At 35.0% G+C, this 15,546-nt stretch carries 13 protein-coding genes; 3 read left to right on the forward strand and 10 right to left on the reverse strand.

Translation table 11 applies throughout. The features are described from left to right. Positions 1–158 precede the first annotated feature (158 nt). Positions 159–821, forward strand: a complete 663-nt coding sequence (locus tag NST93_RS06990) for a YesL family protein (RefSeq protein ID WP_405102549.1) — start codon at positions 159–161, stop codon at positions 819–821. A gap of 190 nt (positions 822–1,011) precedes the next feature. Further along, positions 1,012–3,303: a helix-turn-helix domain-containing protein gene (locus NST93_RS06995; protein WP_405102551.1), complete on the forward strand. Its 2,292-nt coding sequence runs from the start codon at positions 1,012–1,014 to the stop codon at positions 3,301–3,303. 144 nt (positions 3,304–3,447) lie between these two features. Here NST93_RS06995 and NST93_RS07000 read toward each other — a convergent pair whose 3' ends face one another. Genes NST93_RS07000 through NST93_RS07015 form a run of 4 tightly spaced genes read right to left on the reverse strand, consistent with a single transcriptional unit; the run spans position 3,448 to position 7,009 of the window. Next, positions 3,448–4,218 carry an NAD-dependent epimerase/dehydratase family protein gene (locus NST93_RS07000; protein WP_405102553.1) on the reverse strand — a complete coding sequence of 257 codons (771 nt, stop codon included), beginning with the start codon at positions 4,216–4,218 and terminating at the stop codon, positions 3,448–3,450. Between the two features lie 55 nt (positions 4,219–4,273). Continuing rightward, positions 4,274–5,287: an alpha/beta hydrolase gene (locus NST93_RS07005; RefSeq protein WP_405102555.1), complete on the reverse strand. Its 1,014-nt coding sequence runs from the start codon at positions 5,285–5,287 to the stop codon at positions 4,274–4,276. 59 nt (positions 5,288–5,346) lie between these two features. Then, on the reverse strand, positions 5,347–6,360 hold the full coding sequence (locus NST93_RS07010) for a PfkB family carbohydrate kinase (protein ID WP_405102557.1): 1,014 nt from the start codon (positions 6,358–6,360) through the stop codon (positions 5,347–5,349). A gap of 1 nt (position 6,361) precedes the next feature. After that, on the reverse strand, positions 6,362–7,009 hold the full coding sequence (locus NST93_RS07015) for a bifunctional 4-hydroxy-2-oxoglutarate aldolase/2-dehydro-3-deoxy-phosphogluconate aldolase (protein WP_405102559.1): 648 nt from the start codon (positions 7,007–7,009) through the stop codon (positions 6,362–6,364). A 166-nt stretch (positions 7,010–7,175) separates the two neighbouring features. Between NST93_RS07015 and NST93_RS07020 the strand changes: the two genes are divergently transcribed. Continuing rightward, a complete protein-coding gene (locus NST93_RS07020) occupies positions 7,176–7,937 on the forward strand; it encodes an IclR family transcriptional regulator (RefSeq protein WP_405102561.1) in 762 nt (253 codons plus the stop codon). A 111-nt stretch (positions 7,938–8,048) separates the two neighbouring features. Here the strand turns inward: NST93_RS07020 and NST93_RS07025 are convergent, their stop codons facing one another. From NST93_RS07025 to NST93_RS07050, 6 genes are all read right to left on the reverse strand, one after another. Further along, positions 8,049–8,897, reverse strand: coding sequence for a sugar phosphate isomerase/epimerase family protein (locus NST93_RS07025; RefSeq protein ID WP_405102563.1), 849 nt, complete (start codon positions 8,895–8,897; stop codon positions 8,049–8,051). Between the two features lie 105 nt (positions 8,898–9,002). Then, positions 9,003–9,785 carry a 2-dehydro-3-deoxy-D-gluconate 5-dehydrogenase KduD gene (kduD, locus tag NST93_RS07030; RefSeq protein WP_405102565.1) on the reverse strand — a complete coding sequence of 261 codons (783 nt, stop codon included), beginning with the start codon at positions 9,783–9,785 and terminating at the stop codon, positions 9,003–9,005. 26 nt (positions 9,786–9,811) lie between these two features. After that, a complete protein-coding gene (gene kduI, locus NST93_RS07035) occupies positions 9,812–10,642 on the reverse strand; it encodes a 5-dehydro-4-deoxy-D-glucuronate isomerase (protein ID WP_405103786.1) in 831 nt (276 codons plus the stop codon). A gap of 276 nt (positions 10,643–10,918) precedes the next feature. Next, on the reverse strand, positions 10,919–12,460 hold the full coding sequence (locus NST93_RS07040) for a response regulator (RefSeq protein WP_405102567.1): 1,542 nt from the start codon (positions 12,458–12,460) through the stop codon (positions 10,919–10,921). Positions 12,461–12,466: 6 nt separating this feature from the next. Further along, positions 12,467–14,254, reverse strand: coding sequence for a sensor histidine kinase (locus NST93_RS07045; RefSeq protein WP_405102569.1), 1,788 nt, complete (start codon positions 14,252–14,254; stop codon positions 12,467–12,469). 178 nt (positions 14,255–14,432) lie between these two features. After that, the gene (locus tag NST93_RS07050) at positions 14,433–15,533 is read right to left on the reverse strand and encodes a glycoside hydrolase family 105 protein (protein ID WP_405102571.1); all 1,101 of its coding nucleotides are present in this window, start codon (positions 15,531–15,533) and stop codon (positions 14,433–14,435) included. Positions 15,534–15,546: the final 13 nt, after the last annotated feature.

The following is a 15,546-nucleotide window of genomic DNA, read 5'->3' on the forward strand; positions in this document are numbered from 1 at the left end:
TATAGATTTAGAAGCACAATCCATTAAGCTAAACAATTAATTGGCTGCAAGTTAAAAAATTCTTATTAGGATATAATCAAATGTTAGCGCATTACTGTATTCTTAAAGAATATACGAATTAGTTGTAAGCGCTTTAGTTAAAGGGGAGGAAAACAGATATGGAAATGACAGGGATTTGGGGCGGCTTTTATCGAATCAGTCTTTGGGTTATGCGGTTGGCATATATAAATATTCTATGGATACTGTTTACTGTCATTGGGTTTATTATTTGCGGTTATATGCCAGCGACAGTTGCCCTATTTACAGTCATTAGAAAGTGGATTCACAAAGAAACAGACATCCCAATTTTTAAAACCTTTTTAGGCTCATTTAAAAAGGAATTCAAAATAGCAAATCTTTTTGGTATTATTCTATTAATAACTGGAGCTATTTTGTATGTAGATTTACAATATGTTGGTACAGTTAACGACAGTCCACTCTATCCAATATTATTAGGTGGACTATTTCTAGCAGGTGTTATTTATTTTATTCTGGTTCTTTATATTATACCAGTTTACGTTCATTACAATCTTTCATTTTGGCAATATATTAAATATGCAATTCTGATTGGTCTCACAAATTTACATTATTCCATTACAATGGTTCTCATTTTATATGGATTATATATTTTAATGATGCATATTCCTGGATTGTTTCCCTTTTTCTCTATAAGTACAGCTGCATTTATAGTGATGCTGTCAGCTAATTTATCATTTGGCGATCTTCAAAGAAAACAAAACAAGATAAATAATAAGGACAAGCTGGGTACGGAGTCAGATTGAAATATATATTAAGCAGCATGAGCTCCTCGTATATAACTCATTTCCTGTATTTTCCTTTGAGCATAAACAGAAAACACACTAAGCCGTAAAACAGCTTTATCTATTAGAATGGACATTACAGCTTCTCTATAGGTCATTATGATAACGATATTAAATTATTAAAAAAAGTAAATATTTGGGGAAGATTGATATGAAGAAAGATTCATTTAAACATTATTATAAGCTGATTACATTACTCATTATTTTAAGTACTGTTCCCGTAATTATTGTTGGTGTATTTTCTTATTTACGATCTTCCGAGGTTATACAAACAAATGTTGCTAAAGAAAAACAACAAAGTGTTTATCAAATCCAAACGAATGTTGAACAGGTTTTAAAAAATGTTGATCATTCTTTAACACATTTCATCTCATCACAACGAGTTAAAGAAGTGCTAAGAGACCCTTTAACAGCTGAAAACTTCATGAATTACCACGATATAAAACAAGACCTTCTGCACTTTCAGACACTTGATACCGGCATACAAGATGTCATTTTAGTCAGTCTCGAAAATAGGTGGCTAATTAATAATAATGGTCTTGTACGTCTTGAAGATACTGAATACAGCAAAGTCCATTCAATGTATATGGATCAAAGGAATGTATCTTCTTGGATATTAGAAGGATATGAGGATATTGTGTTCCATCATGATGCCAGAAGTAATTGTCCCTATTATGTTAATTTAGTAAAACAGCTCCCTATTCTAAGTTCAGAAAAAACCGGAATAGTTGGTGTTCTTATACCTACCTGTACGTTAACACCTATTATGGTAAAGCAAGCGGAGTCTGAGACATTCCTTATATTTAATGACTCCTTACAAGTTATTGCACACAGTGATTCAAATAATGTTGGAAAAAACTTGACCGAAATAGACGAATTCATACCCCTTGCTGATTTAGATGCAAAGGCGGGACAATTTGAAGTGACACTTCATGGATTAGATTATAAGGCCACCTACAGAACGTCAGAATATAATGGCTGGACATACTTATCCTTAGTAAAAATAAGTGATCTTAATAAAGAATCTCGGGCGATTGGCTGGTTTACACTTTTTATATGCACACTATTATTAATCCTTTCATTAATTGTTTCTATTGTTGGTACAAGTATTATTTACAAACCAATCCGCCATTTACAAGAATTCATAAATAAATCATTTACTCCAAAAGCATCCGAGCAATCACAAAATGAGTTTGAATCGATAAAATCAAATATTGAACAAATGCTGCATCAGAATGTTGAATTACAATCTCGATTACAAAACCAGGTTTCCCAATTGAAAAGCTTTTTTATAATTAGACTTTTACAAGGAAAAGTGAATAAGGAAGAAATAGATGGAAAGTTAGCTTCTTTTAATTACAATCAAACCTGGAACAAACTTTCTGTATTCACAATACAAATAGATACTTTAAAAGAAACGAATTATCAAAAGAAAGAAGAAGACGTACTTTTATTTGCAATTAATGCAATGATTGAAGATATACTTGAAGACGATAAACGCTTTACACCCGTCGTCTTGAATCAATCTCAGATTACTATACTTACGAGCAATTTTGACACAGAAGAACTTTATAATTCCTATCTGAACAAGCTTGCCCAGATGATTCAAACGAAGGTAAAGAATGAATTCGGGTTTCCGGTTAGTATTGGAATCAGTCTCCCATTTAATGATTTAGCTGCTTCAAAGGAAGCCTATAAGGAAAGCCTTGAAGCATTAAAATATCGATTAAAATTAGGAACTGAGTCGATTATTTTCTATGACAATCTTGATAGAAACTATCCATTCAATACACAGTTACCCACAAATATTAAAAACACATTGTTTGATGCTATCAAGGTTGCTGAGCGTTTGAAAGCCGATAAAGAATTGCAAAAGCTGTTTAACAGCCTATTTGAGAAAGGATTTCATCACAATCAATATCAGATTACGCTAATTAAATTTCTATATGATTTAATGGAATTAAAACAAATAATGGGAATTGAGCTCAAGGAGTTGGATGAAAGACCAATATTAGTGGAATTGGAAAGTTTAACAACCTCCGATGAGGTGCAGAAATGGTTTAAAGATAATCTAATATATCCTCTTATTGATAAAATAGAGGAAAGAACCGAAAGTCAATATAAAACAATTTCAGACAAAATTATTCACATCATTCAAAGGGAATATGACGAAGACATTTCTTTGGATGCAATAGCTGCGAGACTTCATTATAATCCAAACTATCTCAGCAGCATATTTCAAAAGGAAATGAATATCTCATTCAGTGAATACTTATTGATGTATCGATTAGACATAGCAAAGAAATGGTTACTTGAAACAGACCTTTCTGTAAAAGATATTGCTTTAAAATTACGGTATAATAATTCGCAAAATTTTATTCGCTCATTTAGAAAAATGGAAGGAATAACCCCTGGGAAATATCGCAAGGACTACAAAAAATAATTATTAGACAGTTATTGATTCCCGCTGTAAAATCGTATTAAATTGGTCTGCCAAGGAAATATTCTATGCGAAAATTCAATACGTTGTTTTTAAATACAAACTGCAACATAAAAAAGTAGAAGGTATTCCTTATTGGGACACCTCCTACTTTTTATTATTCTTTTTTGTCTCGTTAATGATATCCTCAGCATTTACTTTGGATACGAAGCCCAGCTCCTCTTTTGCATCTTTATTGCTCCAAGGCTTTTCCGGGTTATCCGACACTCCATAGAAGGTGCCAAATTTTATATCACTTAAAATGGAATCGCGAAACAAGGATACTGTATCCACTTCAGAAAGCCATGTTTTCTTATATCGGTCAATATCCTTATAGATTGTTGTTTCTTCATCTAGCTTAACAGATCCAATTCTCAGATTAATTACTGATAAGTTATATTTATTACTGAAGGTAAAACCAATATTTTCGACCGCAAGCTTAAGTACGCCATAAAGACCTCGAGAATATGGATAATCTTTCACACTAATTCTTCTTCCTAACTTCGAATTTCCCTCTGACTCATAATAATCTGTAACATGATTACTGCTGGCAATAATTACTTTTGGTATATTTAATTCTACAGCTGCCTGAAATATATTATAAGAAGACTTAAGAAATACATCCACCATTTTATTCATCGTTGAGATATCTACAACTTCCCCCGAGAAAGGTATAGATAATAAATTAATGACAACATCCGCATCTTTTGGCATGTGGTTTAATAGTTCCGAATAATTCTGGGCATCTGTCTTTAAATGGTAGTTATCCCCTGGATTATTGGCTAAGTCAAGATTATATACTTCAAAGTCATGCTTTAATCCAGCTAATAGAATACTTCCAATTGTCCCGCTTCCACCAATTAACACTACTCGTTTCATTAAAAGCACCTCCCTCTCATACAGTTTACCCAAAATGGAAGGTTATATGTCTCATTCATTTTCTAAGTTGACGAACAATCCAATCAATAGATTCCTTTCCATCGATTTCATGTCCTCCTTCAAATATTGATGAAGAAAGGTCTTTTTTAGAGCCCATAGATTCATATATAATTTCTAACTTCGCTAAAGCTGTATGAACATATTTTAAGGGAAATAAATGATCTTTTGTTCCCGATTCAATGAAAAGCGGCCTTGGTGCAATTAATCCAATTAGCTCTGGCAATTCAGCTAGTTGCAGAATTCCAGGAATATAATTATCAAGACAATGCCTGCGATCCATAATACTTCCTTTAAATGTATTTGTGTATCCAGCAAGTACTGCTGCTTTTATTCGCACATCAATCATTGACGTAAAAGCTGTAACGAGAGCACCACCAGAAAGACCAAAACAGCCAATTTGTTTTTGATTAACGTATGTCAATGATTGAATAAAATCAATTACGCGTCTGCATTCGTAAACTCTTAATCCTGCGAGTGTTTTTCCCATCAATAATAACTGACTTGCGATTCGATAGCAGGAATTATCCTCGGGTTTACCTTTTCCAATATCTTCTTCTAACTTACGGTCTCCAAATCCGACCAATTCAGGAGCAACGACAACTACGCCTTTTTCCACTAGCTTTCTCGCAAAATTATTATGGACTCCAGCGCATTCACTTTCCGTACCATCAGGGTTTAACCCAAGCGCTTCTTTTACACCATAACCGTGACCGTGTATTGTAAGTACTGCAGGCAGTTTTCCTTTTAGCCTATTTTTTGGGATTAATATATATAATGGCATTCTGAGCGGATAAAATGTTGTAATCTCTACCCGCATTCGTTCATAAGTTCCCATATCTTCTTTTTCCAGCACGCCTGTGTTAAAATCAGTCGAATTACTGATAAATTCCCCTAGTGATTCTTTAACCTTTTCACGAAGATTGAATTGCCAATCATGGTTAAAAACATCATTGTTCTTTTTAATTAATTCATTGTATAAATCATCCAGGTAATCATTTATACTCACCATGTCATTTCCCTCCTATTGGCATTTGACTTCCATATTTAGAATCGTTGCAGCAAAGTCAGTTAACGAATGATTTTACTAGATTCTTTTTTAAAAAATGACATAATTTCGTCCTCTGAGAAACTATTATTATCACCCTGCAGTGTATGTTTTAAAGCAGCACCGGCTGTTGCAAACGAGACAGTTAACTCAGGATCCAACTCTTGCAGTATTCCATGTAATATCCCTGCGGCAAATGCGTCTCCAGCACCTACACGATCAACAATCTGATCAATTTGATGCACTTTAGACTGATATAAAACACCATTTGTAAAATAATTTCCTTGTAATCTGTTCATAGAAGCTGAAATTACTTCTCGAAAGGTCGAACTTAAATATTTTATGTTGGGATACAATGTTTGTATTTCTTGATAATATGCTTTTAATCTATCCGCTTCATTTATTGATGCCCTTAGTTTATCGATACCAAGGAAATGAATCGCATCTAATTCACCACAAAAGCAAATATCGATATAGGAGAGAAATTGTTTAAATACGTGCGCTGCTCGCTCATGACTCCAGAGTTTAGAACGATAATTGAAGTCAAAGCTTGTTCTGACACCTCTTTTCTTTGCTTCTTTTAAGAGAAGGAATGTTAGATTTTCCAAGTTTTCAGACAAAGCTGGTGTAATGCCTGACACGTGAAAAAGTGCAGCATCTTCAAAAACTTTGTCAGTGTTAATCTCATCAATTGCTAGAGCGGAAACACTGGAGTTTTTTCGGTCATATGTGACTTGGGCATTTCTTTCGCCTACTCCTGTTTCTAGATAATAGGTACTTAAGCGCTCTCCACCTTTTAATAAATAATCTGTATGCACCCCATTACCTTCCAATTGATATTTAGCTGCATTCCCAAGTGGATTCTCAGGCACTTTACTAATCATGTAAACCTTATGTCCAAAATTAGCTAAAGAGACACCTACATTGGCTTCAGAACCCCCATAATGCATAGCTAATTGATCTGTTTTATACAATCGCTCACCAATATTTGTTGATAGGCGAAGGATAATTTCTCCAAAGGTTAAAATTCTTTTCATGTTAAGCATCTCTCGCTTCTATGAATTTTTGTTTATATACTTGTGCCAGTTCGGTTATTTTTTCATAATCTCCATTTTTTGCTGGTGCTATTAGATTACCGCCAACGCCAACAGCTACTGCACCATTCTGAATCCATTCACCTATATTATCTAAACTCACTCCGCCTGTTGGCATTAAGTTCACCTGTGGAAGTGGTGCTTTAACCGCTTTGACAACCCTTGGACCGAATGCATCACCAGGGAATAATTTAATAATATCTGCACCGAATTCTAATGCACGCTTCATCTCTGAGATAGTCATACATCCCGGAACATAAGGTATTTGATAAAGATTACAAATTTTAGCTGTTTCCAAGTCAAAGTTCGGACTGACGATAAATCTGGCTCCTGCCAAAATTGCCAGTCTTGCTGTTGTTACGTCAAGTACTGTTCCTGCTCCAACTACTACCCGGTTATCTCCCTTATATAAATCTACTAATTCACGAATTACCTCTTCAGCACGCTGAATAGTGAATGTAATTTCTATTCCTGTCACCCCACCCTTAATACATGCTTGCGAAATCTTGATAGCCTCTTCCTCCCTGTCTGCACGTACAACTGCGACTACACCGCAATTAATTAATTTTGATAACGTATTCGTTTTTTTCATAATATACCTCCACAGATTAGATTTTCTATAAGAGAAAGTTATTTTATTAATTGGAAAATTTCCGCGCAATTATATATAATATTATTTAAGATTACAAATCAGTTTATTTTCCATATCTCGCAAAATGATTTAGATTTGAATATATATTAGTAAGAGGAGCGGAATAATGAATAGTAATAAACAACTTTACGGTGCTGTGTTGCTAAAAGCTGATCGAATTTTATCTTTTTTGTCTTCAAGTGATTCACCACAGAGATTAAATCAAATCGCAGCTGAAACAGGTTTAACAAATTCAACAGCATTAAAAATACTAGATACATTGATTCACATTGGCTATGTAGAAAAGGATCCGGAAGCGAAAAAATTCAGCCTGGGGCCTTCCATTATTAAATATGCGAATAAAGGTATTCAGAAACTTGATATTAAGCGTATTGCTCAGCCACACATAGAGAAACTGCAAAGAATTACTGCGGAAACGGTACACCTGGGAATTTTAGATATTTCCAGGATTGTCTATATTACAAAACTTGAAAGCAGCAACCCCGTTTCGTTATACTCTAAAGTTGGAAAAAGTATTCCCTTATATTGCTCTGCAATGGGTAAATCCATTCTAGCTGAACAAACAGACGATGAAATAGAGAAATATCTAGCAAACCATGCGCTCATTCCCAAAACCCAAAATACAATTACTTCGGAAAAGATATTCCTGCAAGAAATTGAGAATGTAAGAAAACAAGGATTTGCATTTGATAATAGCGAGCATGAAGATGAAGTTTTTTGTATTGGCACAAGCCTAAGCCTCAATGGAAAAACATATGGAGCTATTAGCGTTAGTGTTCCAAAATATCGAATTAATGCAGAATCTAAAAATGCAATCATTCAAGCAGTTAAAACGTGCAAGACAGAAATTTTAAACGACATAATTTAATTTGTATTTCTTGCAGCATCCCACTCTATAATTACTTAACAATTTATAAGAAAGTGGGCAGGCACCTATCTATAGGTGCCTGCTCACTTTTTATGGCGGCCCCTAAGATAATCAACATTGGTTCACATTAAATTTTTTTCGCAAGAATGTGATACTTTCATCTATATGTGGTTCCTTCGTATTCTCTAGCAGTACATTAATAAAGGGCTTCCTATCCTCTAGCAAATCAAATAATTTTTCATAATCTAACTGGCCTTTGCCAACCGGAACCATCTTGATCCAATCATTCTCTATGATAAAGTCTTTTGCATGAATGATGACAATACGGTCACCAAATAAATTGATGGCTTCTTCAAACACGGATTCTTGATCTTTATAATTATCCAACGACATGAAATTTGCCGGATCAAAGATGACTTGCAAATTATTTGAAGCTATCTCATCTAACAGTCTCTTCACTCTTTGCGGCGTATGGATAGGGTGGTTAATGCCTCCTTCAATCCCGACAATCACACCGAACTTTTCTGCTTCTTCCACTAATTCACGGACACTGCTTACAACATCCTGAAAAGGTTGCTCCCCGTAGTTATTCTCCGAGTAGCCCATTCCAGGCAGTACACTTCCAGTTTCCGTCCCAACGATACTTGTACCAAAATCCCTCGCAAAGCGAATATGCTCTTTAAAGCGCTCTAAGTTTTCTTTTCTCTTTTCTAAGTCTGGATGAATCATGTTGATATAGCAGCCTAATAATGCAATTTGAACTCCACTCTCTTGAAATGTATTCTGTATGTGCCTAGCATATCCAGGGCTTAAGCTTCCTGTACTCGTGCTGAATTGCTTAATCGATTTGGCAAGAGCTAGTTGAACAGCCGATAACCCTTTATTTGAAACCTCATCAGCAATTTCTTTTACACTACTTTTTTCAATGTCATGCGCTCGTATCCCAAGATTTAATTCCATGATTTTCTCCTCTTATCATTATTTTCACTTATCATTTTTCAAAGTAAGCCATATCACAACATAATGTGATATGGCTTACTTTGTAGTTTCCATTCATTCCACTAATTATCTGGCTAACCATCCACCATCAACTGCAAGAATATGACCATTCATATAATCCGATGCTCTACTGGATAGAAATACGATCGCACCCATTAAATCAGCTGGTGTTGCCCAGTAACCAGCGGGAATACGTGCAGTAATTTCCGCATACCGTTTTTCGTCATTTCGGATTGGAGCCGTATTCTTCGTTTCTACATAGCCTGGAGCAATCGCATTAATCTGGATTCCATGCTCAGCTAATTCATTCGCAAAGGATTTAGTCAATCCCGCTACCGCATGCTTACTTGCAGTATATGGGGGTATAAATTTCCCCCCTTGGAAGGTAAGCATCGAGGCGATATTAATGATCTTTCCACTCTTCTGTTTAACCATAACCTTTGCTGCTTCTTGACTTAACAGGTAGACAGCATTTAAGTTAAGTTCGATAACCTCGTCCCAGTCATCTTCCTTATATTCCAGTAATGGAGACCGGCGAATCGTACCAGCATTATTTACTAAAATATCAATTCTTCCATACACCTCTTTACAAGTTGCAACAAGTTCTTTAACTTTCTCTCTTTTGGTTAAATCAGCTTGAAAAAACGCTGCCCTGCTTCCTTCCTTTTCGATTAACTTCTTCGTTTCATCCCAATTCGTTCCGTGAGTAACGACAAATAGGTCAGCTCCTGCTTTAGCAAGTGCTACTGCATAGGCTTGCCCAAGTCCAGTATTCCCCCCTGTAACGATCGCTGCCTTACCTTTTAACGAGAAAAATTCAAGTGAAAAATCATCTAATTGCGTTGCCATCTGTACCTGCCTCCCGAAATAGTCAATTATTTTAGTTCATTCATTTTCACATGATCCATATCATCGTACGTAATATTCTCACCGCACATCCCCCAAATAAATGTATAATTGCTTGTTGCAGTTCCAGTGTGTATCGACCAGCTTGGTGAGATTACAGCCTGTTCATTTTTCAATATGAGATGTCTCGTTTCGCTTGGTTCACCCATAAAATGAAATACACGTGTATCTTCTTCCATATCAAAATATAAATATACTTCACTGCGACGGTCATGTGTGTGAGCTGGCATTGTGTTCCAAACACTTCCAGGAAGCAAAATCGTTAAGCCCATCTGTAATTGACAGCTTTCACAAACATTAGGATGAATATATTGGTGAATTTTTCGTTCATTCAATGTACCCTTCTCACCGAGTTCTAGTGGTTTAATATCTTTAATATCAATTTTTACGGTTGGGTATGTGTGATGCGCTGGTGCGGAATTAATATAGAATTTAGCTGGATTACTTGCATCCTTTGAGCGGAAAAGCACTTCCTGTGTACCTCTGCCAACATATAATCCATCATGGCGTTTCATTTCATACTCCTTGCCGTCCAGAACAACGAAACCTTCAGCACCAATATTAATAATTCCAAGTTCACGGCGTTCTAAGAAATATGTTACTCCGAGCTGTTTATCAAGCTTTATTGTTAATTCTTCTTCAGCAGGTGTTATTCCCCCAAATATCATTCTGTCTACATGTGTGTATGTCAGATGTACCTTACCAGCATCAAAAAGCTTTTCAACTAGGAAATTATCCCGTAATTCATCTGTATTGTACCTTTTAATATCTTCTGGGTGGTTAGCATAGCGTGTTTCAATTTGCATGTTCATTCCTCCTCGAATATTCGTTAAGTTAATCCGCATCTAATGTGATGTAAAATGATGCGTTTTTTCTAAATCGAAGTTCAACCGCTTTCATTTTTCCGTTCTCATGCACTTTTCCTTACTCCCAACACCTCCAAACTAGAATGTTTCCTATTTGGAAACTAATTTTATTATATGGAAATAACTAATTCAAGTATATATAAGATTTTCACGAATTTCAAGTGCTATTGATCGCACTTATAACAATATTAAGATAAATGGAATAGTAAATTAACTATTATTATACTGAAATTGACTTTGGTATTCCCTAGGTGTATAGCCAGTATATTTTTTAAAACATGTACTAAAATATTGTGGATTACTATATCCAACACTTTCAGCAACCTCATAGGATTTAACGTCTATTCTGCGTAAAATCTCCATCGCCTTTTCCATTCGTAATTTAATTAAATAATCTCCAAAGTTAAAACCTTTTTCTGCCTTAAACAGATTACTTAAATATGGAGCACTCACATGAACAACATCTGCAACTCTTTGTAAAGTTAAACCAGCTTGATGATAATTTGATTGTAAATATGAAATTGCTTGGTCTACAAGACTATTTAGTGAGTTTTCTTCATTTTGCTCCATGGAGTTAGCCCATTCCTCTACAAGTATGATTAGTGATGACTTTATTTCGTTTAAGGTTTCGAGTTCAGCAATACTCTGGTAAAGTTCAAATATAGAAGAATCCACTGCAGTCTTTTTCCACTTTTCTATTTCATTAAATAAAATCGTGCTGTATTTGATTGAAAATATTTTTATTTCTTGCAAAGGCAGCATCTGTTTCCTGCTGACAAAATCCAACTCATTCAAAGTAAGAATTACCTCTTTTGGGAGTCCCATCTTAATTTGTCGTTCAAGCTTTTGCTCTAAGCCTCGCAAATTACTATTATTTTCTTCAGCTTCTAATGTTGCATCTTCTATTGAATATAACTTCCCCTCGCCCAAAATATATCGCAATTCCATTGCAAGGTAAGATTCCATAAATGATTTCTTAATTTCAAATAAGTTTTCATATTGTCGACCAAGTGTAATGGTTACCTTACCGGCAATTCGCCCTTTAATCCGATGAAATAAATCACTAATAACGAATAATCCCTCTTCTTCTGCCGAAAGAAATAATGCAAAGTTATTTAAAGACTTTTGGAGCAATGCTCCGTTTCTTTCTGAGAGGAATATCTCTAACTCTGCCTTAACTGTGTCGATATCCTCATTATTTTCAGGGGAAACATAGATTAATACAGCAAGAAAACATGGTCCCTCAAGAAGAATATTGAGTTCTTTTAACTCATTTTCAATATCGATTGTTTCATTGTCATTTTCGATCAATTGTTTCAGAAATTTTTCTTGTAATAATGGCAATGACTTCATAATTGTCCTTTCTCTTGCTATTTCAGCTGCCCACTCATCTCCTGCTTTCTTCACTTTTTCTAACAATAGATCTGAATCAATCGGCTTAAGCAAGAAGTCAAATGCATTTAGTTTTACAGCTTCTTGGGCATATTTGAAATCCTGATAGCCAGTAAGAAAGATTATTTTCGTATAAGGGTTTTTCTTGTTCACTTGTTTTGCCATTTCCAAGCCACTCATAAAAGGCATGCGAATATCTGAAATAATAATTGCTGGTTGTTCCTTGGCAACTAATTCTAATGCTACCTCTCCATCCCCAGCATCTCCAACAATAGAAATGCCGTTTTCTTCCCAGGGAATTGTTTCGAGTAAGCCACGTCGAATAATTCTATCATCTTCTGCAATTACTACTTTTCTCATACCCGTTTATTCTCCTATCTTTTTCGGAATGGTAATCGTTACACATACTCCACCATCATTGCCATTTGTAATTTTTAGACCATATGATTTACCAAAATATAATTTTATCCGTTCATGGACACTTTTGATTCCCACACCAATATGTTTCTTCTGCTTTTTCCGTGGATAATTTATTTCTTTCTTAATTTGCAAAAGTTGTTCAGACTTAATACCTGGCCCATTATCGATCACTTCAAAGCAAATGTTCCCCTCAGCCTCAAAACCTTTAATTCTTATATTCCCCATACCACGACTCTGTTTTACACCATGGTATATCGCATTTTCTATGATAGGCTGTAAGGATACTTTTACAATCTCATAAGAGTTAATAGCTGGATCGACATCGATTTCATAAGAAAATTGATCCCCATACCGCAACTCTTCCATATACAAATAATACTTTATATGCTCTACCTCTTCCTCAATCGTAATAATTTCCTTTCCTTCACTGAGTCCGATTCGATAAAATCCTGAAAGGGCACTTATCATACTGCTTGCATCTTTGTTGAGTCCCAGATCACATAATTCCTTAATCGAATAAAGTGTGTTATATAAAAAGTGAGGATTAATCTGCGCATGAATAATAGCAAGCTCAAGTTCACGCTTATCCTCCTGTTCTATTTTAATATCACTCATTAATCTATTGATTCTGCTTGTGAGTTCGCTAAAGCTATGTTGAATATTTACTACTTCCTTAGGTCCAGAGGGTTTAACTAATTTGATAGGTGTCTGATCATCCCAGAACTGCATTTTGTTTCCTAAATTCTCGATTGGCTTGGATATGAACTTTCCAATAATATTCGTAAAAAAAATTGCAAGTACAATTAATGCGAGAATCAAAACTAATGTTATGTACTTGATTGAATCTACTTTACTATTAAGCTCCGTTTGCGGAATAACTGCAGCAATTTTCCAATTATTTATAGTAATTGTGTCATAGGAAATGATCAAGTCCTCACCTTGATTACTTTTTAGTTTATATTCACCACTTTTATCAGCTAATTCGTATAATTCCAGCCATTGATCCTGGTCAATTTGATATTTTTCGTTGATTTGTTTTGAATGAATATTTCCCTCGGGGCTAATTAGTGTAATATAGCCTTCCTGATCCATCAGCTGCTGATTAAGAATTTGCTTTAGGAAAACACTTTTCAGATTGAACAATATGATCCCTTTCGATTCTGAATCTTTCGTTCCAAATAACTTAAATAATGTTAGTACTTCGCTCCCCTGCTCAAATACTTCATCAGGGTGGATATTCCTCCAATAATATCCTTCTTTGCTCCCCTGGTAATCCCTAAAATACGAATCATATGAGAAAGAAGTATTTCTTACTTCATGTGGACTTCGAAAAAAGGAAAATTCTCCATCATTCATATCGACTAAAATTGATTCAATGATTTCGCTGTTTCGCAAATATATTGTATCAATCTCCTCGTCAATATTAATATAATCGGCTGGTGTAATTTCTTCTTTGTCTGAAACGAGTAACGATATAATTTTGGGATCATTAGCCAGTTCAACATGCTGACGAAAAATATCCATTAGCACGAACTCAATATGATTTTTCGTCTGGAATATCGTATCCTCTAAATTTTTATACGTATTATCTTCTATTTGTGAGGATGCTAGAATAAATGAAATGCTTGCTGTGATAATGACAAATAGTATAATCAGCGGAAGATATAAAGCAATTATCGTTGATTTGACTGAAAAAAAGATATACCTTTGCGTAAATTCCTTTAGTTTGTTCATTGTAAGGGCTCCTTGTCTATTAAAACCAGATCCTTATAATAGAATAAACTATATAATGAATAATCGGCTACTATTCATAATAATAATTAAATATATAACAGCTAATATAAGTGTAAATTACTCAAGGATTCGCATTTTTATATAATTTCAGAGCCCTGCTTTTCATTGGTTTGCAGTTTTATTCTTTATTTAAATCATGTAATGCCATACAAGCGAGAACAAAAGCACCCATACCATGTAAGTCGTTTTTCGAGGTTGGACGTCCAATATAATAATCGTATAACCCTGCTGAAGTTCCGATACAAATTCCTTTCAAAATAAGTTTCTCATTGTTAACTTCAACCATTTGATTTAGCAATCCATCGTAAGTTCTCTCGACGGCGGAACGATAAGATTCATCGATGACTCCGATTTTTATGGCCTTTGCCATGAAATATAAAAACAATGCTGAGCTTGAAGACTCAAGCCAGTTATCTTCTTTATTGCCTTTATCTATAATCTGATACCATAATCCTGTCTTTTCATCCTGGTATTTCACAACCGCTGCAATAAAATCTTTGAGATTTTCTTTAAGATGTTTCTGACCATACTCTTTCCCATTCATCAGCTCAATTAAATCAATGAGTGCTGTACCATACCAGCCGGCGGAGCGTCCCCAAAACTCAGTTGAACGACCTGTTACTTTATTTGCCCATGGCTGTATTTTCTTTTCATCCCATGCATGATAAAGCAATCCTGTCTCACTGTCTCGCAAATGTTCTCTCATACGTTTTTCTTGATATAATACGTCACGAATAAGCTCAGTTTCAAGAAATTCCTTGCCATACATTACCATAAATGGACCGGCCATGAATATCCCATCCAACCACATTTGATATGGATATTTATCTTTATGCCAGAAACCTCCATCAGAAGTTTTGTTAATTGTCCTTAATAAGTTTCTAAGCTTCTTTGCAGCTATAAGGTACTTTTCATCCTTGGTTTTTTTATATAATGGGAATAATAATATCCCAGCTTGAATTGAATCCAGCTCGTCTCTTGCGAAATAAAGATTTCCCTCACTATCAATTAAACTATCTATATATCCTTTAATATATTCAATGTACTCCTCCTTGCCTGTTTCCTCCCAAACACGCTGCATTCCGTAAAGAAAGACCCCTTGATGATAGTGGAAGGAACGAGCTGGCGGCAAATCTTCAGGTGAAAATGTATCCATAATTGTTCTGCATGCCTTCTCAGCGACTGCTAATGGGTTATCTTTTTCATTAAAACTTCTCATTTAAATTCCCCTC

Origin of the sequence: Oceanobacillus sp. FSL H7-0719, from assembly GCF_045040795.1 — a bacterium.
Taxonomy (GTDB): Bacteria; Bacillota; Bacilli; order Bacillales; family Amphibacillaceae; genus Oceanobacillus.

Coding starts and splice junctions, on each gene's coding strand:
- NST93_RS07005 (WP_405102555.1), bottom strand. CDS start 5,287: ATGGTGAGTATAAATGATTACCTGGATGATTTATACAATGAATTAATT.
- NST93_RS07050 (WP_405102571.1), bottom strand. CDS start 15,533: ATGAGAAGTTTTAATGAAAAAGATAACCCATTAGCAGTCGCTGAGAAG.
- kduD (WP_405102565.1), bottom strand. CDS start 9,785: ATGGCAACGCAATTAGATGATTTTTCACTTGAATTTTTCTCGTTAAAA.
- NST93_RS06990 (WP_405102549.1), top strand. CDS start 159: ATGGAAATGACAGGGATTTGGGGCGGCTTTTATCGAATCAGTCTTTGG.
- NST93_RS07010 (WP_405102557.1), bottom strand. CDS start 6,360: ATGAAAAGAATTTTAACCTTTGGAGAAATTATCCTTCGCCTATCAACA.
- NST93_RS07015 (WP_405102559.1), bottom strand. CDS start 7,009: ATGAAAAAAACGAATACGTTATCAAAATTAATTAATTGCGGTGTAGTC.
- NST93_RS07045 (WP_405102569.1), bottom strand. CDS start 14,254: ATGAACAAACTAAAGGAATTTACGCAAAGGTATATCTTTTTTTCAGTC.
- NST93_RS07040 (WP_405102567.1), bottom strand. CDS start 12,460: ATGAGAAAAGTAGTAATTGCAGAAGATGATAGAATTATTCGACGTGGC.
- NST93_RS06995 (WP_405102551.1), top strand. CDS start 1,012: ATGAAGAAAGATTCATTTAAACATTATTATAAGCTGATTACATTACTC.
- NST93_RS07000 (WP_405102553.1), bottom strand. CDS start 4,218: ATGAAACGAGTAGTGTTAATTGGTGGAAGCGGGACAATTGGAAGTATT.
- NST93_RS07020 (WP_405102561.1), top strand. CDS start 7,176: ATGAATAGTAATAAACAACTTTACGGTGCTGTGTTGCTAAAAGCTGAT.
- NST93_RS07025 (WP_405102563.1), bottom strand. CDS start 8,897: ATGGAATTAAATCTTGGGATACGAGCGCATGACATTGAAAAAAGTAGT.